Origin of the sequence: Enterobacter sp. BNK-16, assembly GCF_048684955.1 — a bacterium.
In the GTDB taxonomy this organism is placed as follows: domain Bacteria; phylum Pseudomonadota; class Gammaproteobacteria; order Enterobacterales; family Enterobacteriaceae; genus Enterobacter; species Enterobacter bugandensis.
Genome location: NZ_JBLQTQ010000001.1, coordinates 3065957 through 3088587 on the forward strand (window position 1 = coordinate 3065957; position 22631 = coordinate 3088587).

Annotated in this window: 24 protein-coding genes; 17 read left to right on the top strand and 7 right to left on the bottom strand. The window is 52.0% G+C overall.

Annotation, left to right across the window (positions count from 1 at the left end; genetic code table 11):
* Positions 1-389: 389 nt before the first annotated feature.
* The 8 genes from ACMGGH_RS14710 to ACMGGH_RS14745 all read left to right on the top strand — a co-directional run bounded on the left by ACMGGH_RS14710 (position 390) and on the right by ACMGGH_RS14745 (position 7580).
* Positions 390-908: a fimbrial protein gene (locus tag ACMGGH_RS14710; RefSeq protein ID WP_232948134.1), complete on the top strand. Its 519-nt coding sequence runs from the start codon at positions 390-392 to the stop codon at positions 906-908.
* Between the two features lie 61 nt (positions 909-969).
* Positions 970-1647 carry a molecular chaperone gene (locus ACMGGH_RS14715; RefSeq protein WP_232948135.1) on the top strand — a complete coding sequence of 226 codons (678 nt, stop codon included), beginning with the start codon at positions 970-972 and terminating at the stop codon, positions 1645-1647.
* A gap of 40 nt (positions 1648-1687) precedes the next feature.
* Positions 1688-4228 (top strand): fimbria/pilus outer membrane usher protein, encoded by a 2541-nt coding sequence (locus ACMGGH_RS14720; protein WP_232948136.1) that lies wholly within the window; start codon positions 1688-1690, stop codon positions 4226-4228.
* Positions 4229-4236: 8 nt separating this feature from the next.
* Complete coding sequence (locus tag ACMGGH_RS14725) at positions 4237-5163, top strand: spore coat protein U domain-containing protein (protein WP_232948137.1); 927 nt, start codon at positions 4237-4239, stop codon at positions 5161-5163.
* A gap of 11 nt (positions 5164-5174) precedes the next feature.
* Positions 5175-5684 (top strand): fimbrial protein, encoded by a 510-nt coding sequence (locus ACMGGH_RS14730; RefSeq protein ID WP_232948138.1) that lies wholly within the window; start codon positions 5175-5177, stop codon positions 5682-5684.
* A gap of 12 nt (positions 5685-5696) precedes the next feature.
* Positions 5697-6206, top strand: a complete 510-nt coding sequence (locus ACMGGH_RS14735; RefSeq protein ID WP_059356938.1) for a fimbrial protein — start codon at positions 5697-5699, stop codon at positions 6204-6206.
* Between the two features lie 42 nt (positions 6207-6248).
* A complete protein-coding gene (locus tag ACMGGH_RS14740; protein ID WP_269835757.1) occupies positions 6249-6935 on the top strand; it encodes an EAL domain-containing protein in 687 nt (228 codons plus the stop codon).
* A 3-nt stretch (positions 6936-6938) separates the two neighbouring features.
* Positions 6939-7580, top strand: a complete 642-nt coding sequence (locus tag ACMGGH_RS14745; RefSeq protein ID WP_232948140.1) for a LuxR C-terminal-related transcriptional regulator — start codon at positions 6939-6941, stop codon at positions 7578-7580.
* 67 nt (positions 7581-7647) lie between these two features.
* Here ACMGGH_RS14745 and fdhF read toward each other — a convergent pair whose 3' ends face one another.
* The 4 genes from fdhF to ycgZ form a co-directional block, all read right to left on the bottom strand.
* Positions 7648-9798 carry a formate dehydrogenase subunit alpha gene (gene fdhF, locus ACMGGH_RS14750; protein WP_232948141.1) on the bottom strand — a complete coding sequence of 717 codons (2151 nt, stop codon included), beginning with the start codon at positions 9796-9798 and terminating at the stop codon, positions 7648-7650.
* 184 nt (positions 9799-9982) lie between these two features.
* Positions 9983-10261, bottom strand: a complete 279-nt coding sequence (locus ACMGGH_RS14755) for a biofilm/acid-resistance regulator YmgB/AriR (RefSeq protein ID WP_028012859.1) — start codon at positions 10259-10261, stop codon at positions 9983-9985.
* Positions 10262-10290: 29 nt separating this feature from the next.
* The gene (locus tag ACMGGH_RS14760; RefSeq protein WP_028012860.1) at positions 10291-10611 is read right to left on the bottom strand and encodes a hypothetical protein; all 321 of its coding nucleotides are present in this window, start codon (positions 10609-10611) and stop codon (positions 10291-10293) included.
* A 4-nt stretch (positions 10612-10615) separates the two neighbouring features.
* A complete protein-coding gene (gene ycgZ, locus ACMGGH_RS14765; protein WP_028012861.1) occupies positions 10616-10855 on the bottom strand; it encodes a regulatory protein YcgZ in 240 nt (79 codons plus the stop codon).
* A 340-nt stretch (positions 10856-11195) separates the two neighbouring features.
* Here ycgZ and ACMGGH_RS14770 point away from each other — a divergent pair, with 340 nt between their 5' ends.
* The 9 genes from ACMGGH_RS14770 (at position 11196) to ldtE (ending at position 20274) form a co-directional block, all read left to right on the top strand.
* Positions 11196-12416, top strand: a complete 1221-nt coding sequence (locus ACMGGH_RS14770; RefSeq protein WP_182034293.1) for a diguanylate phosphodiesterase — start codon at positions 11196-11198, stop codon at positions 12414-12416.
* A gap of 188 nt (positions 12417-12604) precedes the next feature.
* Positions 12605-13333, top strand: a complete 729-nt coding sequence (locus ACMGGH_RS14775; protein WP_048956258.1) for a MerR family transcriptional regulator — start codon at positions 12605-12607, stop codon at positions 13331-13333.
* Between the two features lie 313 nt (positions 13334-13646).
* Positions 13647-14015: a Fe-S cluster assembly scaffold SufA gene (gene sufA / locus ACMGGH_RS14780; RefSeq protein ID WP_041910386.1), complete on the top strand. Its 369-nt coding sequence runs from the start codon at positions 13647-13649 to the stop codon at positions 14013-14015.
* 8 nt (positions 14016-14023) lie between these two features.
* Positions 14024-15514: a Fe-S cluster assembly protein SufB gene (sufB, locus tag ACMGGH_RS14785; protein ID WP_028012865.1), complete on the top strand. Its 1491-nt coding sequence runs from the start codon at positions 14024-14026 to the stop codon at positions 15512-15514.
* Between the two features lie 9 nt (positions 15515-15523).
* Complete coding sequence (gene sufC, locus ACMGGH_RS14790) at positions 15524-16270, top strand: Fe-S cluster assembly ATPase SufC (protein WP_041910384.1); 747 nt, start codon at positions 15524-15526, stop codon at positions 16268-16270.
* Entirely contained in the window at positions 16245-17516 is a 1272-nt protein-coding gene (gene sufD, locus ACMGGH_RS14795) for a Fe-S cluster assembly protein SufD (protein WP_232948142.1), read from the top strand. Before sufC ends, sufD begins: the two co-directional genes overlap by 26 nt.
* The gene (gene sufS, locus ACMGGH_RS14800; RefSeq protein WP_028012868.1) at positions 17513-18733 is read left to right on the top strand and encodes a cysteine desulfurase SufS; all 1221 of its coding nucleotides are present in this window, start codon (positions 17513-17515) and stop codon (positions 18731-18733) included. Before sufD ends, sufS begins: the two co-directional genes overlap by 4 nt.
* Positions 18734-18746: 13 nt before the next feature.
* Positions 18747-19163, top strand: a complete 417-nt coding sequence (gene sufE / locus ACMGGH_RS14805) for a cysteine desulfuration protein SufE (protein ID WP_028012869.1) — start codon at positions 18747-18749, stop codon at positions 19161-19163.
* Between the two features lie 97 nt (positions 19164-19260).
* Positions 19261-20274 carry a L,D-transpeptidase LdtE gene (gene ldtE / locus ACMGGH_RS14810; RefSeq protein WP_420299130.1) on the top strand — a complete coding sequence of 338 codons (1014 nt, stop codon included), beginning with the start codon at positions 19261-19263 and terminating at the stop codon, positions 20272-20274.
* Positions 20275-20334: 60 nt separating this feature from the next.
* Here the strand turns inward: ldtE and lpp are convergent, their stop codons facing one another.
* From lpp to ACMGGH_RS14825, 3 genes are all read right to left on the bottom strand, one after another.
* Complete coding sequence (gene lpp / locus ACMGGH_RS14815; RefSeq protein ID WP_001082307.1) at positions 20335-20571, bottom strand: murein lipoprotein Lpp; 237 nt, start codon at positions 20569-20571, stop codon at positions 20335-20337.
* 309 nt (positions 20572-20880) lie between these two features.
* Positions 20881-22293, bottom strand: a complete 1413-nt coding sequence (pykF, locus tag ACMGGH_RS14820) for a pyruvate kinase PykF (RefSeq protein ID WP_014883536.1) — start codon at positions 22291-22293, stop codon at positions 20881-20883.
* Between the two features lie 7 nt (positions 22294-22300).
* Positions 22301-22495: a hypothetical protein gene (locus ACMGGH_RS14825; RefSeq protein ID WP_418721936.1), complete on the bottom strand. Its 195-nt coding sequence runs from the start codon at positions 22493-22495 to the stop codon at positions 22301-22303.
* Between the last annotated feature and the right edge of the window lie 136 nt (positions 22496-22631).

A 22631-nucleotide genomic window follows, 5' to 3' on the forward strand; every position in this document is an offset into this window, starting at 1 on the left:
CTCTTTATGTTTGTCAAAAGATGCGTCAGAGATTATCTATCCGAGGGGAGTATAAATAAATAATAGGTTGATTTCATAATGGACTCGACCATTAACAAATATTTAATAATTTGAAATAGCCTAATTAAACAAATTTTACGTGTTAAAGAATGGTTAAGGTTAAAGTCTACTGTTGGGCTAAAAACCAATTGTCGAAAAAATTAAACTTCTGTAAATTTCGCTTCAGCAAGTGAGAGGGTGAAAACAAAGTTATCGAATAAATATCTTTGCGTTCTGCTTACTGCACGTTGGAAATGAGATATCTGGCGCAAAAAATAAATGGCCTAAATCCATCTGGATGTTGCTGCCTAAATTTCGGTAATTTATAAAGTTATTAAGGAAATTAAATCATGAAAAAGAATATTATTGCTGCTGCTTTCGTTGCGACTGCTGCTCTGACCATGTCTAACGCATTCGCTGCTGCTGGTACCGTTAATTTCACCGGCGAAATCATCGATGCGGCGTGCACCGTTGACGCGGGTTCTGTAAACCAGACCGTTGATCTGGGCCGTTACAGCAAATCTGAATTTACCGCTGCTGGCGATAAAACCGCTGCGACTAAATTCTCAATCGTGCTGACCGACTGCCCGGCAACCGTAACAGGCGCAACCATCAAGTTTGACGGTTCTGCCGATCCAGCAAACTCCAACCTGCTGGCTGTAACCGGTGGCGCAACAGGCGTTGCTATTAACCTGATGACGGCTGACAGCCAGGATCTGCCGCTGTCGGGCGTTAACTCCCACGTTTACAGCCTGGCTGAAACTGTACCAAACACGCTGGACTTCTTTGCTCAGTACGAAGCAACGTCTGCAACTGTTGGCGTAGGTCCAGCAAACGGTGTAGCGAACTTCTCCGTTAGCTACCAGTAATCTTCCTGACCGGAAAAATATATGAGGGCCGGTATACGGCCCTTTTTTATCGAGGTGTAAAATGAATTTTCTTAGCAAAACTTTAATTGCCTGCGCAGTGTTTTCAGCAAGCGTGTCCGTCGCCAATGCGGGTGTTATTATTGGCGGAACGCGTGTCGTCTATGATGGCAATAAAAAAGAAGCTTCCATTGATGTTAACAACCCGGATAAGACGCCGTACCTTATTCAGTCATGGGTTGAGACATTAAATGGTGGCGCTGAGAAAGCTCCTTTTATTATTACCCCTCCGTTGTATCGACTCGATGGCGGTCAGCAAAACATTGAGCGTGTCGTGGTGACCGGCAACTTGCCGCAGGATAAGGAAAGTCTCTACTGGCTGAATATTAAAGCGATACCCTCAGCGCCCAAAAAAGATAATACGCTGCAAATAGCGATTAAAACGCGCATTAAGCTGATATACCGTCCCGCAGGCTTAAAGTCTCAGCAGCCGCAGGAGTTGAGTCATCAGTTAACCTGGCGTCGGAATGGAAATCAACTTCAGGTTACCAACCCAACCAGCTATGTCATTAACTTTAATGAAATCAGTCTGGGCGGTAAAAAAATTGAAAATGTTTCGTATGTACTTCCTGGGGAATCAATGAATTTCACGCTGCCTGCTGGCGCTAACTCAACCTCTGTTAATTATAAAGTCATTAATGATTATGGAGCGGTGAGTGACGTGCAAAGCGCAAGCTTGTGAAAATTATTGGTTTTGGAATGTCGTTTCCAAGGTGACGTGAATGATGATAGTAAGGGAATATAATAATTTTAAACCTGCGCGATTGGCTTTACTGATTGCATTTGCCCTTGCTGGCTCAGTGCAGAATGCCATGGCGCGTGATTACTTCAACCCGGACCTGGTTGAACTCGATAATCCGCAAAATGGAGGTAAAGCCGATCTCGCTGCGTTTGAAGCGGGCTCGCAGGCGCCGGGAACTTATCACGTCGATGTGATGCTGGATAACGAACTTGTTGATACGCGTGATATCGAATTTAAAACCTCTGGTGCTCCCAACGATGAGGGGAAATTAGAACCTTGTCTGACCGTGGAGCAGCTGAAAGAGTGGGGCGTAAAAACCGAGCTTTTCCCGGCGCTGGCGGTGGACAACGAACGTTGTGCGAACCTGCATGCGATACCTTCCGGATCCACTGAATTCCAGTTTGGCGCACAGCGTCTGCTTATCAGCATCCCGCAGGCGGCCATTTCTCGTCAGGCGCGCGGATACGTTCCACCAGAACAGTGGGATGACGGAATCACGGCTGCGCTGCTCAACTACAGCCTGAGTGGCGCTAACAACCGCTCGCGCAACGGGAGCAGTGATATCAGCAACACGCAGTACGCTAATTTGCGTCCGGGAATCAATATCGGGCCATGGCGTCTGCGCAACTACACCACCTGGTCACGGGATGAAGATGGCAAGGACAAATGGGACAGCGTTTACACCTACGCCCAGCGCGCGATCGTTCCGTTAAAAGCGCAGATGACCCTCGGGGACAGCACTGCGCCTGCTGATGTTTTCGACAGCATGCCGTTCCGCGGTGCGCAGCTGGCCTCCGATGATGATATGCAACCCGACTCCCTCAAAGGGTACGCACCCGTCGTGCGCGGTATCGCGCGTACCAATGCGCAGGTCATTGTCCGTCAGAATGGGTATGAGATTTACCAGACCTACGTTGCGCCTGGCGCCTTCGAGATCACGGATATGTATCCGACCGGGGGGGCAGGCGATCTGCAGGTAACAATTAAAGAGGCTGACGGTAGCATTCAACAATTCACCGTCCCTTATGCCTCACTGCCAGTACTGCAGCGAGAAGGGCGATTCAAGTACGCCGTCACGGGTGGGCAATATCGTTCCTATAACGGTAGCGTAGACAAGACACCGTTTGCGCAAATTACGGGCATCTATGGCTTGCCGTATGGCTTAACGGCGTACGGCGGTGGTCAAACGTCGAGTCACTACCAGTCGATCGCTGCCGGTATGGGCAAGAACATGGGAGATCTCGGCGCAGTTTCTGTCGACGTCATTCAGGCATGGTCTAGCCCGCAAAATCTGCCGAGCGATAGCGGCCAGTCCTGGCGCGCCCGCTACAGTAAAAACTTTGTCGAAACCGGCACTAACTTTGCCATCGCAGGCTACCGCTATTCGACCAAAGGCTTTTATGGTATGCAGGAAGTACTTGATTCCTATGGCGATACGGGTGTGATGCAGAATCGGCGTCGTAACCGTATGGAGCTAACCATGAACCAGTCTCTGGGCGGTTCATTAGGCTCGATCATGGTCAGCGCTGTCCGCGAAGACTACTGGAGCTCCGGGCGAGCCATGGAGTCCTGGAGTCTGGGGTATAACAATTTCTGGAACGGCATCAGCTACGGTTTAACCTATACCTCAACGCGTAACGGGACGCCTGGTACCTATGGTAACCCTACGAGCTATGACAAAGACCAGATGGTGGCGTTTAACATTAGCGTGCCGCTGGATAAATTCCTGCCGCAGACGTGGGCAAACTACAGCGTTAATAACAGTAAAAATAGCGGAACGACTCATACGGTTGGCATCAACGGGACCGCGCTGGAAAACAATGCCCTGAACTGGAACGTTCAGCAGGGCTATGGCAGCGATAATGTCGGATACAGCGGCAACGTAAACGGTGATTACAAGGGTACCTATGGTGAGGTGACGGCAGGGTACAGCTACGACCAGAATAATGAGCGTCTGAACTACGGAATCCAGGGCGGGGTTATTGCGCATGCTGACGGCGTGACGTTATCGCAACCGCTGGGTGAAACGAACGTCCTGGTTAAAGTGCCTGGGGCGAAAGGCCTGACGGTACGAAACCAAACGGGCGCGAAAACGGACTATCGGGGATATACAACGGTAAATAACGTCAGCGTATATCGTAAAAACGATATCGTGCTCGACCCGGAAAGCATGTCCGATAACGTCGAACTGGATCTCACTACGCGAACAGTCGTGCCGACCCGCGGAGCTGTGGTACGCGCTGAATATACTGCCAATGTTGGCCAGCGTGCTCTGTTTACGTTATTACGTGGTAATGGTCAGCCTGTTCCATTCGGGGCGATTGTCAGCGTCAATGGAATTAAAAATAGCGGCTTTATCGTAGGTGACAATGGTCAGGTTTACCTAACAGGATTAGGTGAGAATGTTGACCTTATCGCACAGTGGGGGGAAGGAACAGATAAGCAGTGTAGGGCGTCATATGCTTTAAAACCTTCCGATACAAAAAATAACATTGCTGTTGTCAGTACAATCTGTCGATAGGAAAGGAAATGAATATTTTTAGATTTCTTTTATTATTTATTCTCACTACCGTGTCTGGGATGAGCTTTGCAGCATGCACGAATAACGCAACTACTCCAACCATCAATATTAATTTTGGGAGTGTAATTGCACAAAGAGATGCACTTCCCGGCACAACCGTTGTAACAAAGACGGGTTACTATAGTATGAACTTTACGTGCACTGATACTAATAATACTTATCAGGAGACAATGTATTTCAATGCATTGGGTAACTACCTTTATGATATAGGTATCAGTGGCTATGGTTTGCGACTTTCACAAAACGATGGGGCCTTAAATTTCCTTCATTATTTCCCTACTGGTGCAAGCCTTATGGGAACGCAAAATGGCACATATCGTTATAAAGCGGAGATTGTCAGAACAAGCGGTGCTCAAGGTTCAGGTAATTTTCTGACTGGCAAACTTGCTGACGCATCTATTGTAAATCAATTTTATATAGCCAGCTGGTATGTTACAGGAGGTAGCATTACCACGACTGCTTGCAGCCTAAATACAGGGTCGTTGAGTTTCCCTATGGGGAATATTCCTACTACGAGTTTTGGCTCCACTGTAGGTACAACGTCAAGTAGCGCACAAGTTACTCAAAACCTGGGGTTAACATGCAATCCGGGTGCGAATATAAATGTTTCACTAAGCGGGCAGCAAAATCCTGATGTATCAAACACAAGTGTTTTAGCACTGTCAAACCAAGGGTTGCCTGGAGTTGCACAGGGTATTGGAGTACAGGTTTTATATGGCGGAGTACCTCTTAACCTTAATGGAAACGTGTTACTCAAGCAATCTACTGGCGGCGCTGAATCGCTACCGATTGTTGTTCGTTATTATCAAACGAAGCCGAATATTGCTCCCGGTTCAGCCAACGCAACAGCGACATTGAATATTACGTATCAATAAGGAAGTAAAATATGAAATTTATGTATTTAGTCCTGGCTTCGTACATTATGATGCCGTTGTTATCCTATTCCGCAGATACGGTAACGATTAACGTAACCGGTAATATAGTGGCGTCGCCCTGTATCGTAAATGGTGGATCGAACAGCCTTAATGTTGATTTAGGGAATATACAAGCAACAGCACTCTCGACGCCGGGGGCTGCATCAACGCCAGTGACATTTACACTGTCAGTGACAAACTGTCCGAATGGTACCAGTACTGTCAGAGCAGATTTTGATGGTTCTGCATCCCATGATGCGCCTAATCTCTATGAGAATATGGGCACGGCAGGAAATGTGTATATTGCTTTGTATGATGGCGTAACAGGTGATTCTTTAGGGCCAGGATGTACTTTGTTTAAATCTGTTCAAAGCGACCGTACAGCGTCGATTCCCCTCAAGGTTAATGCGTATTCGATTGATGGTACTACAACGCCAGGTTCAATTAATACGGCTATCGTTCTCACGATGAGCTATCAGTGAAGGCACAATGATATGAATATAAAGATTATTTTATTTTCTTCACTCCTGAGCTCAGCCCCTTTGATGACGTGGGCCGAAACAACAATTAATGTCACTGGCCAGGTCATTGCAAGCCCGTGTGTCGTAGACACGGGCACCGTTTCTAAAGTGGTCAATCTGGGGGAAGAAACCAAGCAGAATCTCATAAATGCCGGTGACGGTGCCGTCTGGTCTGATTTTGATCTGCTGGTGCAAAACTGTCCTGCTGGCACCAGCAGCGTAACGGCCAAATTTACCGGTAATGCAGATACGCAAGATCCCACGGCGTGGAAAAACAGCGGGACCAGCAACAATGTGGCATTACGTATTGCCAGCAGGGATCATGCGACAGCATATAGCGTGAACAGCACAATGCAGGTCAATGTCGACAGCAGCACGCGCAGTTCGACATTCCCGTTGTCAGCGAGAATGTTTACGCCACAAGGAAATTCCACTGCCGGAACATTCCAGGCAGTAATGAATGTAGATTTTACTTATCAGTAACGGCTGAAATATCTTTTTTAAAATAATAAGTTTGAGACATCCATGTTGATTAATTCCTTGCTTGAGCATGCTATATGCGGTGTTCGGTTCCAGCCTATCTATTCTTCACAGGAAAAGAAGATAAAGGCTTGGGAGATGCTAAGTACCTTACGTCAGGGAATTGATTGCGAAACGTTTTTTGAAAAGATGTCTTTAAATGCAAGCTCTCGTTTGCTGCGCTGGCAGTTGCGTATAATTCCTCTGTGTGAAGAGGATGGTGACTATTTTATTAACGTCCCCGCAAAATTATTATGCCAATCAGAATTGGTCAGTGAAATATTGCCCAGCCTGCGTTCTGGTATCGTTATTGAGGTACAAGATCCGTGCAATTTTATTTTGCTAACAAATGAAGAGCGAGAGAGTTTTGATATAATGCATCAGAGAATAAAGAAAACAGGTGCAAAGATATGGTTGGATGATGTTAGAAGTGAGCATTTAGCGCCGCTGGGTGAGCGTATTTGCATATTTGATGGTGTTAAAGTAGATAAAAAGAGCTTATGGGAAAACAGATTGACTCCCCGGGCCTTACAATCAATGATAGCCTACTGCGCTATGATGGTAGATCAGGTGCTTATTGAAGGCATCGAAAATAACGATCTGTTTTCTTTGGCTCAGAATACTGGATGCAATTTAATGCAGGGATTTCTTTGGCCTGAAAAAAAGTTGAATGTCGATTATGTCTCGGTCTGATAAATGATAAATGTTTTAATTAAAGAAGATGATTTTTTATATCACCATAGCCTCAGGTCATTTGTTGAAGATTTTTTTAACAATGAATGTACAAAAAAAGTCAATTTTCTCAATGGCTATGATGTGGAGAATATTGCTCGGGCGGGAATAATCGTTTATGCGTTCAGCAAGGGCGAACATTATACCTGTTTCCCGGAATTAAAATGCGCGCGTAAATGCGTCATAATTGGTATTACCGAAGCGGAAGAGCCAGCGTCATCGTTTTTACCGCTCTGCATTCAGCAGACCTTTTTTGTGTCGCGCTCAGCGTCACTCTATCTGTTGAAGAGGGTATTGCGCCAGGCCTGGAGTGCATACAGTGCGCCTGTTATCCCTGTCCTTTCAAAAGCCTGTTTAAGCTGTAAGCATAAAACGTTATCACAGCGTGAGCTCAATATTATGGCCGGTCTTTTCAAGGGGGAATCCGTCAAAAACATAGCCAGGGAGATGATGCTTACGCCAAAGACGATCTATGCCCATAAGTATGCGGTTATGCATAAGTTTAACCTGAGCAGTGAGCATGAGTTGCTGGAGCTCCTGAACCGCTTGCTTGAAAAGCGCTGTAACCCCAATTTGTTTCGTGATGCATTAGATCTGTTTCATTAGGGAATTACCCGGCCAAAAAGATGATCATCCTGGTGCCGGGTAAACCTGATGCTATTTACGCTGTTCCTCAGACGTTCGCCGCGCTCATCAGCCGCGACTTCATGGACTGATACGCCGACGCCGCATAGTCCTCCGCCCAGCGCTGATCCTCAATCGCCTCCAGCTGCACCGCGCAGTACTTCGTTTCCGGGGTTTTCGAGATGGGGTCGAGATTATCCTGCGTCAGCTCGTTGCAGGCCCCGATCCACCATTGATAGGTCATATAAACCGCCCCGGCGTTGATGCGCTCGCTAATGCTGGCGCGGGTGATCACTTTACCCCGGCGCGAACGTACCCAGACCAGTTGACCGTCGCTAATACCTAGTCTGTCCGCATCGGCAGGATTCACCTGCACTCGTCCCGGCTCATCGGCGAGGCTTTGCAGCGCGGCACAGTTACCCGTCATCGAGCGGCAGGAGTAGTGCCCAACTTCGCGTACCGTGCAGAGTACCAGCGGATAATCATCATCGGGCGTCTCGGCCGGCGCGCGCCACGGTGCGGCAAAGAGCTGCCCTTTACCGCTCGGGTTATCGAACTGATTATCTTTGTAGAGGTACGGCGTGCCGGGGTGATCGAGCGTCGGGCACGGCCACTGCACGTGGCCCATCTCGCCCATTTTTTCATACGTCACGCCGTAGAAGAGAGGGCACAGCTCGCGCATTTCATCCCAGATCTGCTGGTTATCGTCGTAATGCATCGGATAGCCCATCTCGGTGGCGAGCAGGCTGATGATCTCCCAGTCGCGCTTCACGTTGCCTTTGGCCTCAATAGCCTGGCCAAAACGCTGGAAACCCCGGTCGGCGCAGGTAAAAACGCCGCCGTGTTCGCCCCATGAGGTGGCAGGGAGCAGAACGTCCGCCACTTCCGCCGTTTTGGTCATAAAGATGTCCTGAACCACCACGAAGTCAAGCGCCTCGAAACCGCTGCGAACCAGGCCGAGATCGGCTTCCGTCTGCAGCGGATCTTCCCCCATGATGTAATAGGCTTTGACCTTGCCTTCCAGCGCAAGGTGAGGCACTTCGGTAATGCGCGTTCCGACGCGATCGTCCATGTTATTCACGTCGATCCCCCAGGCATCGGCGAATTTCTGCCGGACAGCCGGATCGGTCACATCCTGATAGCCGGGGAACATATTCGGCAGAACGCCCATATCGCAGGCGCCCTGAACATTGTTTTGCCCGCGCACGGGACCGACACCGACGGCAGGGCGGCCGAGGTTGCCGGTCAGCAGTGCCAGGCTGGAAAGCCCTTTGACGACATCGACGGCCTGGCCAAACTGGGTCACGCCCATTCCCCACATTACGGTGGCGGAAGGGGCCGCCGCGAAGGTGCGCATTGCCTGACGAACGTCGCGGGCGGGGATGCCGGTGAGGTGTTCTACGCGCTCAGGGGCATACTCTTTCACCGTCTGCCGATAGGCCTCAAGTCCTTCGGTAAACCGCGCGACGTAGTTCTTGTCGTACAGCTCCTCTTCCAGAAGCACATAGCCAAAGGCGTTCACCAGCGCCATGTTGCTACCGTTCTTCAATTGCAGATGCTGATCGGCAATGCGCGCCGTTTCGATGCGGCGCGGGTCGCAGACAATGATTTTCGCGCCGTTTTCACGGGCTTTTAGCACGCGCCGGGCGACGATAGGGTGGGAGTCTGCGCAGTTATAGCCAAATACCAGCAGGCATTTGGAGTGTTCAATATCGTTGATAGAGTTGCTCATTGCACCGTTGCCGAGGGTCTCCTGAAGTCCGGCGACGGAAGGACCGTGACAAACGCGCGCGCAGCAGTCGACGTTGTTGGTGTGCAGCACCGCGCGGGCAAATTTTTGCATCACGTAGTTGGTTTCATTCCCGGTGCCGCGGGAGGACCCGGTGGTCATAATCGAACGCGGGCCGAACTGGGCTTTTATGCTGCTGAGCTTCCGGGCGGTATAGCGAATAGCCTCTTCCCAGGTCACCGGGGTGAATGCTTCGCCTTTGCGGTAGCGCATCATGGGCTGGGTGAGACGAGGGGTGAGAAGACGGGTATCGTTGAGGAAGTCCCAGCCGTAAAATCCTTTCAGACATAAGGTGCCCTGGTTTGTGGCCCCCTCTGCCGCTTCGGCACGGATGATACGGTTATTTTCAACGACAAGGTTCAATTTACAGCCTGCTCCGCAGTACGGGCAGACGCTGGCGATCTTTTTCATCAATAACAGACCTGTTAAGAAATGAAGCAAAATGACTGGTAAGCCCAGTCCCGTAACAGGGAGTAAGCAGAAACCATGCCATCTTTATAACGCTTCTTTACAGGGGGTTATGAAGAGAGGGGGGTGTCATCGTCAGCCTGTTCGACAATTCTGACGATGACACGATCGCTGAATGGCAGGGCGTTTAAACGTCATCCATGGTGTAGCCCACCACGATTTCCAGCGTCTTGCGAATCACATCCGCCTGAACTACGTCGTGAGTGGCTTCCAGCGTTTGAATGAGCCAGAGGATGATGGCTTTATTGGAAATATGACCTTCGGAGGCCAGAACACAGCGTACTGCAGTAGAAAAAATAGCGGACTCTTCAGCAAAACGATCGCCTGCGTGACGGAAATATTCCGCCAGCGCACTGTCTAAAAAAGCAGAGTGGTATTCGGGTTGAAGCTGAATATTTTGTCTCATTTGTTCTCACCGTAGCTGTTAAAATGCAGTCAATGTATTTTTTTGGGATCGGACGGCTTTCCCTTTCCAAACAACGACACAACATTGCCTCTGTTATCATTGAGAGGTCCCTCTCTGCTTATTCGTCCTTGCGCGGTTCTGCGACGTTTTAATCCGAGGCTTTTTGATCCGATATCGGCAATCGCCTTCGCCAGTGTCTCCCGCCGCCGGGGATTCTTTTCATGTGTTTTCATCTGCCGCAGACGCTGAACCAGAGCTTCAGTTGTAACGGGGCCACGCTCTCTCAAAAGAGAAAGAACGGCTTCGCCAATCAGCTGATCGGTCAGTTTGTCTGCGTCACTGCGGTTCATCACGTTATCGTTCGAAGAGCAAACCAAGCAGCATATGGTAATGCTGTTCCTCTTCGGGGCCCTCGGCCCTTTCAAGGCGACTTAACAGTTTGGTACAGAGCGATTTGCGATTGAGATTTCGCCCGTCGCTAAGGATCTCAACAACGACCTGACCCAGCGTTTCCTGTTGGGTGGGAAGCGTGGCTTTTTCGAAGTACTGTGCGATCGCTGCTGCGGAATCTGCGACGTAACCTTTCTGCTGCATGTTTCGCTCCTGTAAAATTTTGTAATCAGTAACGTTACATTTAAGGTATACACTTTTTCCAAATCTGTACATTAAAAATGTACAGATTTTTAATAAAATCAGGATATATTTCATAAACACTCTATTTTTCAATTGCTTATTTGTTATTCATGAAACGGTAATGCTACAGAATATATTGTACAAATCGCACAGCCGCTGTTAAGTTGTACAACACTTTTGAGAGTGCCATTAGCGGGCGTAAATGATTGAGATGTAAATTATTTGTGAGGCAATTAATGTGCTATAAGAGAAGTCTCTCCACATGTTTTTGTGGTCAAAACCCTTAACCCCCAGGAATCGCATGCTTACAACCATCATTTACCGCAGTCATATCTGCGAGGACGTTCCAGTGAAAGCACTGGAAGCTATGGTCGCTGCTGCAAATAATAAAAACCGGCAAGCCAACGTCACGGGGATCTTGCTGTTTAACGGCACACATTTTTTTCAGTTGCTTGAGGGGCCAGTGGAGCATGTTTCTGCTATTTATGAGGAGATCTGCAACGACCCGCGACACCATAACGTAGTCGAGCTGATGCGCGATCACGGCCCCGTCCGGCGTTTTGGCAAGGTGGGGATGGAGCTTTTTGATTTGCGCCAGTTCGACAGGAATGAGGTGCTGCAACAGGTGCTGAACAAGGGAACAACACGCTATCAGCTGACTTACAATGACCGTCCGCTGCAGTTTTTCCGTACCTTTGTCGAGGCCACGGAAAAAGCGAACTATTTTGAACTGCCGCCTGCGGATTCCTGGGAGTTCGTTCGCGAAGAAACACGCTTGTCAGCGCAACCCGAGGTAATCGCGAAAGGAGCGGATTGCAGCTTTGCTTTCCAGCCGATAGTCGATCCGTTTATGCAGCAGGTTGTCTCCTGGGAGGCGCTTCTCCGCACGCCTGACGGCGGCGCTCCGGGGATCTACTTCGCCAATCTGCCGCGTGACGACGTGTATACCTCTGATTTGCACAGCAAGCAGGTAGCACTCTCAATGGCCAGTGCACTCGGGTTGCAGAACCAGACGTTATCCCTCAACCTGCTGCCTATGACGCTGGTTAACATTCCTAACGCCGTTGATTTCCTGCTCACCGCGATTGGAGCAAACGGTTTTGTTCCTGAGCAAATTGTGGTGGAGTTTACCGAAAGTGAAGCCATTTCCCGTTTTGACGAGTTCACGGATTCAGTCAGACAGCTAAAAAGTGCAGGCATCAGCGTGACGATCGATCACTTTGGTGCCGGCTTTGCGGGACTACAGCTACTGGCCCAATTCCAGCCCGACAGAATTAAGATTAATCGCGATCTCGTCGCGAACGTGCATAAAAGTGGCCCTCGACAGGCCATCATTCAGGCGATTATCAAATGCTGTTCCTCGCTTGAAATTCAGTTCTGCGCGGTCGGCGTGGAGAAGGCAGAAGAGTGGATGTGGCTGGAATCTGCGGGCATTTCCCAGTTCCAGGGCCATCTGTTTGCAAGCCCCCGGCATGGCGGAATTCCGGCGATTGCATGGCCGGAGAAGAAATTCGATTTTTGATAAAGCTGTACAAAATTCGGCAGAGTTAGCTGTACGAGAAGCAAACTTTAGACAACAATGTATTAACAGGTGAAGGGAGAACGACCCCTTTCACCTGAGCAAAATGCGGTCTTAGTTATACAAATGGTTTGTACAATCTGATAAGGTTGGTGTAGTTAGGTATGGAAGTTCTGAGCGTGAGGGAGTTAATGGCCTATTACAGTATCGGCGAAGTGGCCGAACGATGCGGTATCAACCCCGTTACGCTGCGTGCCTGGCAGCGACGTTATGGATTGTTGAAGCCGCAGCGCAGCGAAGGGGGTCATCGTCAGTTTGACGATGAAGATATCCTGCGTATTGAAGAGATCAAACGCCTGATGAAAAGCGGCGTTTCGGTCGGAAAAGTAAAAGCCTTGCTGGAAAATAAAGAAGTCCTGACTCAGGGTAACTGGGTCTCGTTCCAGGAAGAGATGATGACCGTTCTGCGTTATGCCAGCCCGGCAAAGCTGCGCGCCAAAATCGGTGAGTTCCGCCGGGATCATGCCATGGATGCGCTGATTGATAACATCATTTCCCCCGTCCGCCAGCGAATGAATCAGGATCAAAATACTGTACGCCACATGGCGAGCATGCTTGACGGCGTCCTGATTGAATTCGCGGTTCTAAGCCTGGCGGAGTCGCGCAAGAAAGCGGGTAAAGATGCGTTGCTTATCGGCTGGGAATGCGATGACCGTACCCATCTTTGGCTTGAAGCCGCGCGGCTGGCGCAGCAAGGCTGGCACATTGACGTGCTGGCGGACCCGATTGATTCTCCGCGTCCTGAACTTTTCCCGGGGCAAAAAATCTTCGTCTGGACGGGAAAGACGCTAACACCGCGTCAGCAGGAACAGCTGGATCACTGGCGTGAGCAGGGTTTTAGCGTTTCATTTCACCAATAATAATCAGAGGCCTTGAGGGCCTTTTATTGTTTAAGACACTTCCAGAACAAAAGCTATCTCAAAAATAGGCATTTCCGATACATATTTTACTTTTCCTCTCTTCGCTGTTTTCTCCAACAGATAATCCATTAATTTTCAAAGTATTGAACAATTAAATCCATCCCGCCCGCATCTTCTGACAGGGTCTATGCTTAATAAAAGTAGACAAAAAGGGCGGTTTAGCCGAATGCCCCTGCTGACAGAGGGTTGAAGTGATAATCGTTATCACTAACATGGTGTTATGCCCTGATGGCTAATCAGATGAGGTGGACCTATGGAACTGCATTCAGAAACCTTCAATCCTGCCGATTTTGCCTGGCGTGGATTAACGCTCACGCCTGCGGCGGCGGCGCATATCCACGAGCTGGTGGCAAAAAATCCCGACATTCTCGGCGTGCGCTTAGGCGTTAAGCAGACCGGCTGCGCGGGCTTTGGCTACGTGCTGGATACCGTCACCGCACCGGAAAAAGATGACCTGGTGTTTGAAACCGACGGCGCAAAGCTGTACGTCGCGCTGCAGGCTATGCCGTTTATCGATGGAACCGAAGTGGATTACGTGCGGGAAGGTTTAAACCAGTTATTCAAATTTCATAACCCGAAAGCCCAGAACGAATGCGGCTGCGGCGAAAGCTTTGGGGTATAGGCGGTACTATGTCTCGTAATACTGAAGCAACGAGTGATGTAAACACCTGGAGCGGCGGACACCTCAACTATAAAGAGGGTTTTTTCACGCAGCTGCAGACCGACGAGCTGGCGAAAGGCATTAATGAAGATGTGGTGCGCGCCATTTCGGCCAAACGTAACGAGCCCGAGTGGATGCTCGAATTTCGCCTGAGCGCATTCCGCGCCTGGCTGGAGATGGAAGAGCCGCACTGGCTGAAAGCCCACTACGACAAGCTAAACTATCAGGATTACAGCTACTACTCCGCGCCCTCATGCGGCAGCTGTGACGATACCTGCGCCTCGCAGCCCGGCGCGGTCCAGCAAACCGGTGCCGAGAACAGCTTCCTGAGCAAAGAGGTTGAAGAGGCGTTTAACCAGCTGGGCGTACCCGTGCGCGAGGGGAGAGAGGTGGCGGTAGACGCCATTTTCGACTCCGTCTCGGTAGCGACCACCTACCGTGAAAAGCTGGCCGAGCAGGGGATCATTTTCTGCTCCTTTGGCGAAGCTATTCATGACCACCCCGATCTGGTGAAAAAGTACATCGGCACCGTGGTACCGAGCAACGATAACTTCTTCGCCGCGCTGAATGCCGCGGTAGCCTCTGACGGCACCTTTATCTACGTGCCGAAAGGCGTGCGCTGCCCGATGGAGCTCTCCACCTATTTCCGCATCAACGCCGAAAAAACCGGACAGTTCGAACGCACCATTCTGGTAGCGGACGAAGGCAGCTACGTCAGCTATATCGAAGGGTGCTCCGCCCCGGTGCGCGACAGCTACCAGCTGCACGCGGCGGTGGTTGAGGTCATCATTCACAAAGACGCCGAGGTGAAATACTCCACGGTGCAGAACTGGTTCCCCGGCGACGGCAATACCGGCGGTATCCTGAACTTCGTCACCAAGCGCGCGCTGTGCGAAGGCGAAAACAGCAAAATGTCCTGGACGCAGTCGGAAACCGGCTCCGCTATTACCTGGAAATACCCGAGCTGTATTCTGCGCGGGGATAACTCCATCGGTGAGTTTTACTCGGTGGCGCTGACCAGCGGGCATCAGCAGGCCGATACCGGCACCAAGATGATCCACATTGGGAAAAACACCAAATCGACGATTATCTCGAAAGGGATCTCCGCCGGGCATAGCCAGAACAGCTATCGCGGGCTGGTGAAAATCATGCCGACGGCCACCAACGCGCGTAATTTCACCCAGTGTGATTCAATGCTGATCGGTGCCGACTGCGGGGCGCATACCTTCCCGTACGTGGAGTGTCGCAACAACACGGCTCAGCTGGAGCACGAGGCGACCACGTCGCGCATTGGGGAAGATCAGCTCTTCTACTGCCTGCAGCGCGGCATCAGCGAAGAAGATGCCATTTCGATGATTGTGAACGGCTTCTGTAAGGACGTGTTCTCTGAACTGCCGCTGGAATTCGCCGTTGAAGCACAAAAACTCCTCGCCATTAGTCTTGAACACAGCGTCGGTTAAGGAAAGCACATGTTAAGCATTAAAGATTTACAGGTTAGCGTGGAAGAGAAAGCGATCCTGCGCGGTCTCAATTTTGACGTCAAGCCGGGTGAAGTTCACGCCATCATGGGGCCAAACGGCTCCGGGAAAAGTACGCTTTCAGCGACGCTGGCGGGACGCGAAGATTACGAAGTGACAGGCGGCTCGGTCGAATTTAACGGCAAAGATCTTCTGGAGATGTCGCCGGAAGACCGCGCGGGTGAGGGCATCTTTATGGCCTTCCAGTACCCGGTGGAAATTCCGGGCGTCAGCAACCAGTTTTTCCTCCAGACGGCGCTGAATGCGGTGCGCAAGTATCGCGGCCAGGAGGCGCTGGATCGCTTCGACTTCCAGGATCTAATGGAAGAGAAGATCAAACTGCTGAAAATGCCGGAAGACCTGCTGACCCGCTCGGTCAACGTCGGCTTTTCCGGCGGCGAGAAAAAGCGTAACGATATCCTGCAGATGGCGGTGCTGGAGCCCGAGCTGTGCATTCTGGATGAGACCGACTCCGGTTTGGATATCGACGCCCTGAAGATTGTCGCCGACGGGGTGAATTCCCTGCGCGACGGCAAGCGCTCGTTCATTATTGTCACCCACTACCAGCGCATTCTGGACTACATCAAGCCGGACTACGTCCACGTGCTTTACCAGGGACGTATTGTGAAATCCGGTGATTTTACGCTGGTTAAACAACTGGAGGAGCAGGGCTATGGCTGGCTTACCGAACAGCAGTAATGCGCTCCAGCAGTGGCACCGGCTGTTTGAGGAGCAGGGTAATACGCGCTCCGAGCAGGCGCAGCAGCACCTGCAGCAGATGCTGCGCCTCGGCCTGCCGACGCGGAAGCATGAGAACTGGAAATACACCCCACTTGACGGCCTGCTGAACGGCGAGTTTGTGACGCGTCTGGCGGAGATTGACCCGGCCCGGCGTGACGCTCTGGCGCTGACGGTGGATGCGGTGCGTCTGGTCTTTGTCGACGGCGTCTGGCGCCCTGAACTGAGTGATGACGCCCGGGATAGCGGGTTCGATATCGTCATTAACGACGACCGCCAGAGACTGAGCGCCCCGGTTCAGCCGGAAGTTTTCCTCCACCTGACCGAGAGCCTGGCCCGCAGCGTGACGCATATTCAGGTCAAGCGTAACCAGCGTCCGGCAAGACCGCTGCTGCTGATGCACATCACACAGGGCGTGGAGGGCGATGAGATCAACACCGCGCACTATCGCCATCACCTTGAGCTGGCGGAGGGGGCGGAGGCCACGGTAATCGAACATTACGTCAGCCTCAACGAGACCCGCCATTTTACCGGGTCGCGGCTGACGATGAACGTTGCCGCCAATGCGCAGCTTCACCACATTAAGCTGGCGTTTGAGAATCCGCAGAGCCATCATTTTGCCCATAACGATCTTCTGCTGGGCCAGGATGCCGCGGCGTACAGCCACAGCTTCCTGCTCGGCGGCGCGGTGCTGCGCCACAACACCAGCACGCAGCTTAACGGTGAAAACACTACGCTGCGCATCAACAGCCTGGCGATGCCGGTGAAGGCTGAAGTGTGCGACACGCGCACCTGGCTTGAGCACAACAAAGGCTACTGCAACAGCCGCCAGCTGCACAAAACCATCGTCAGCGATAAAGGGCGGGCGGTGTTTAACGGCCTGATTAACGTGGCCCAGCACGCCATCAAAACCGACGGGCAGATGACCAACAACAATCTGCTGCTGGGGCGCCTGGCGGAAGTGGACACCAAGCCGCAGCTGGAGATCTACGCCGACGACGTAAAATGCAGTCACGGCGCGACGGTCGGTCGGATCGACGACGAGCAGATGTTCTACCTGCGCTCGCGCGGCATCGACCAGCAGGCGGCGCAGAAAATGATCATCTACGCCTTTGCGGCGGAGCTTACGGAAGCGCTGCACGATGGCGTATTGAAGCAGCAGGTGCTGGCCCGCATTGGTCAGCGTCTGCCCGGAGGCGAAGCATGAGTTTTCCCGTAGAGAAAGTGCGGGCCGATTTCCCGGTTCTGACCCGTGAAGTGAACGGCCTGCCGCTGGCCTATCTCGACAGCGCGGCCAGCGCGCAGAAGCCGAATCAGGTGGTGGATGCGGAAGCCGAGTTCTACCGCCACGGCTACGCCGCCGTGCATCGCGGTATTCATACCCTGAGCGCCGAGGCGACCCAGCGCATGGAAAACGTGCGAACGCAAATTGCAGCCTTCCTTAATGCACGCCTGCCGGAAGAGCTGGTATTTGTGCGCGGCACAACCGAGGGGATTAACCTCGTCGCCAACAGCTGGGGCAACGCCCAGGTGCGCGCGGGGGATAACATCATCATCACCCAGATGGAGCACCACGCCAATATTGTGCCGTGGCAGATGCTCTGCGAGCGTGTCGGCGCGCAGCTGCGGGTCGTTCCGTTGAACGACGACGGCACGCTGCAGCTGGAGCAGCTTGACGCCCTGCTGGACGATAAAACGCGGCTGGTTGCGGTCACCCAGGTCTCTAACGTGCTGGGCACCGAAAACCCGGTGACAGAGATTATCGCAAAAGCTCATCAGGCCGGCGCGAAGGTGCTGATTGACGGCGCGCAGGCGGTGATGCACCACGCGGTGGACGTACAGGCGCTGGACTGTGATTTCTACGTATTCTCCGGGCATAAGCTCTATGGCCCGACCGGGATTGGCGTGCTGTATGTGAAAGAGGACATCCTGCAGGCGATGCCGCCGTGGGAAGGGGGCGGATCGATGATCGCCACCGTCAGCCTGACGGAAGGGACGACCTACGCCCGCGCGCCCTGGCGTTTCGAGGCGGGCACACCCAACACTGGCGGGATTATCGGCCTGGGGGCGGCGGTGTCTTACGTCTCCGCAATCGGCCTCGACGCCATCCAGGAGTACGAACAGCTGCTGATGCACTACGCGCTGCAGGAGCTTGCCAGCGTGCCGGACCTTACCCTGTATGGCCCGGCTGACCGGCAGGGCGTGATTGCCTTTAACCTGGGGAAACACCACGCCTATGACGTGGGCAGCTTCCTCGATAATTACGGCGTGGCCGTCCGTACCGGCCACCACTGCGCCATGCCGCTGATGGCTTTTTATCAGGTGCCGGCAATGTGCCGCGCATCGCTGGTGATGTATAACACAATGGAAGAGGTCGACAGGCTGGTGGCGGGGCTTAAGCGCATTCACCAGCTGCTGGGCTAAGAAGAGGCAAAAGATGGCGGAACTGCCGGACAGAGACAAATTGCTGCGCAACTTTGGGCGCTGTGCAAACTGGGAAGAGAAGTACCTTTATATCATCGAGCTGGGGCAGCGTCTGCCGCCGCTCGGTGAAGAGGCGCATAACCCAGAAAACATTATTCAGGGCTGCCAGAGCCAGGTGTGGATTGTGATGGAGCAGTCTGACGACGGCACTATCGCCCTGCACGGCGACAGCGATGCGGCCATTGTAAAAGGGCTGATTGCGGTCGTCTTTATTCTTTACCACCGGATGTCGGCGCAGGATATCGTCGCGTTCGATGTCCGCCCGTGGTTTGAAAAAATGGCCCTGACCCAACACCTCACCCCGTCCCGCTCTCAGGGGCTGGAAGCGATGATTCGCGCCATTCGCGCCAAAGCTGCAATCCTTAGCTAGACTTACAGAACAGCATTCATTCTGTTTCGCGAGGTGGTTCCCGCCTCGCTGGTTTTTCAGCTTTCTGGCATCCTGCCAGTGAATAAGGAATCTCAGCATGAAGCGCGCGTCTCTAATAACTCTATTACTCCTCAGTTCGCTCGGTACGTTTAATTCGGCCCGCGCGATGGACTATCCGTTGCCGCCCGCAGGCAGCCGTCTGATTGGGCAAAATCAAACCTACACGATACAGGAAGGGGATAATAAGCTTCAGACTATCGCCCGTCGGTTTAATACGGCGGCGCAGGTGATCCTTGAAACGAACAATACCATTGCGCCAGTAAACCCGGCGCCGGGTACCGTTATCACGATCCCGTCGCAGATGTTGCTGCCGGATACCCCGCGCGAAGGCATTGTGGTTAACCTGGCCGAGCTTCGGCTCTACTACTTCCCGCCGGGAGAAAATATTGTCCAGGTCTTCCCGCTCGGCATCGGACAGCTGGGGCTGGAAACGCCGGTGAGCACCACCCGCGTCAGCCAAAAAATCCCTAATCCAACCTGGACGCCAACGGCGGGCATCAGAGCGCGTTCCCTGGCCCAGGGAATTAAATTGCCACCCGTCGTCCCGGCGGGGCCAAATAACCCGCTGGGGCGCTATGCGCTGCGTCTGGGAATTGGTAATGGGGAATATCTTATTCACGGCACCAGCGCGCCGGACAGCGTAGGTCTGCGCGTCAGTTCCGGCTGCATGCGAATGAACGCCCCGGATATTAAAGCCCTGTTTGAACAGGTGCGGGTCGGCACGCGGGTACAGATCATCAACGAGCCGGTGAAATTCTCGGTTGAGCCGGACGGTAAACGTTATATTGAGGTCCACCGTCCTCTGGCGCAGGTGGAGGGCGAGAACCCGCAGATTTCGCCCATTACCCACTCGGCAGACTTTGCCACCTTTGTTACTCAGGCCGGAAGCGATAAGGCGTTAATTGATAAAGCCCTGGCGCGCCGTGCCGGGATCCCGGTTGTCGTATCCGCGGGTAGCGGCCCGTCGGCCAGCAATAGCGTGTTGTCAGTGCAGAACCGCCGGGTGTCTGCTGCGGTAGCAGAAGAGGAAGGGGAAAAGGTAACGCAGTAGCAGTTTGACGCAGGCAAAAAAAATGGCGCACAATGTGCGCCATTTTATTAACAGGTACTATTACTTACGGTATTTAGTAGCCTGGTTGTCCAGACGCTGGTTAGCGCGAGCTGCGTCGTCTTTAGCAGCCTGAACGTCGGAACGCATTGCGTTCACGTCGTTGCTCAGCTGGTCAACTTTAGCGTTCAGAGTCTGAACGTCAGAAGACAGCTGATCGATTTTAGCGTTGCTGGAGCAACCAGCCAGCAGAGTAGAACCCAGGATTACCGCGCCCAGTACCAGTTTAGTACGATTCATTATTAATACCCTCTAGATTGAGTTAATCTCCATGTAGCGTTACAAGTATTACACAAACTTTTTTGGGTTGAGAATATTTTTTTGATGGGAATACGCCTATTTTTGATCGTTCGCTCAAAGAAGCATCGAATCAGTGCGTTTTGAGTAAAAAGCTATGTAAAAAAAGGCATTTTTCATCGGATTCATCTTAGATAAATCGCATTTAAATAGAAAAACCCGATTTGCTTTTTGAATGAATTTGGCTAATGCCGGGAATAAAAAAAGCGCCCATTGGGCGCTTTTTATCAAATTTAATTCGTTCGTGAATTATTACAGCACGTGAACGGAGGCAGTATTGGTTGTTCCGCTTGGTACCAAAGCACCAGAAACCATTACAACCACGTCGCCCTTCTGCGCCAGACCGCTTTCCAGAGCCATTGCTTTACCCTGAATGTAGAAATCGTCAGTCGAGGCGATCTCTTTGACCAGGTGCGCAACCACGCCTTTGCTCAGCACCAGCTGACGTGCGGTGGTTTCGTTGGTGGTCAGGGCCAGGATGGTGGCATCCGGGAAGTATTTACGCACTGCGCGCGCAGATTTACCGCCCTGGGTCGCAACAACAATCAGTGGCGCTTCCAGTTTCTCAGCGGTTTCTACCGCACCGCGGCACACTGCTTCAGTGATGCGCAGCTTGCGGCTGTCGTTGTTGAAGTCCAGACGGCTGGTCATCACGCGGTCAGTACGTTCGCAGATGGTCGCCATGATGCCGACCGCTTCCAGAGGGTATTTCCCTTTCGCGGATTCACCGGACAGCATTACTGCATCGGTACCGTCGAGGATGGCGTTCGCCACGTCGCCTGCTTCAGCGCGGGTAGGGCGTGGGTTTTTGATCATGGAGTCCAGCATCTGCGTGGCGGTGATAACCACTTTACGCGCGCGAACACATTTCTCGATCATCATCTTCTGGGCGAAGATCACTTCTTCAACCGGGATTTCAACGCCCAGGTCGCCACGAGCAACCATGATGCCGTCAGACGCTTCGAGGATTTCGTCGAAGTTGTTCAGGCCTTCCTGGTTTTCGATTTTGGAGATGATCTGGATCTTCTCGCCGCCGTGGGCTTTCAGGTGCTCACGAATTTCAACCACGTCGGAACGCTTACGGATGAAGGACGCCGCAACGAAATCAACGCCTTGTTCGCAGCCGAAGATCAGGTCCTGTTTGTCTTTCTCCGCCAGTGCTGGCAGCGCGATAGAAACGCCCGGCAGGTTAACGCCTTTGTTTTCGCCCAGGTCGCCGTTGTTCAGCACTTTACAGATAACTTTGTTACCTTCGATAGCGGTCACTTCCATACCGATCAGACCATCGTCGACCAGCACGGTGTTACCCACGGACAGATCGCTGGTGAAGCCTTCATAGGTGACCGCAACGATTTCGCTGTTACCAACAACGGATTTGTCGGTAGTGAAGGTGAAGGTCTGGCCCGCTTTCAGAGAGACGTCGTTACCGCCTTCCAGTTTGATGGTACGGATTTCCGGACCCTTGGTATCGAGCAGGATCGCCGCTTTTTTACCGGTCTTGCTCATCACGTTGCGCAAGTTCTGGATACGCTGACCGTGTTCTGCGTAGTCACCGTGGGAAAAGTTCAGACGCATCACGTTCATGCCGGCGTCCAGCATTTTGCTCAGCATCTCTTCGGATTCGGTTTTCGGGCCGATAGTACAAACAATTTTCGTCTTTTTCATGACAGTCTTAGTCTTTAAGTTGGGAAGGATATGGAAATCTCGCTCCGGGGGCGCACCGCCGCGGAGTCAAACCTGTGTTGCAAAAGAGTATATGACACGCACTAAGGATAGGAGACATCAAATGAGCGTGCAGAAGAAAGTGTGCCTGAGTGACAGCCCAACGAAGGAGAGGAGAAGTTGTACGTTGTTTTTTGTATTCCAAGCGCTGAAACCATTCACCAGGGATTTGGCGCGCATTATACGCTAATTTTAAGATAAAAGGAAAATGGAAACGGTGTTTCAGAATTAATCAATGCCGTTTCACATAATATTGTTATCAAGGCGTTAAGCCATGATGA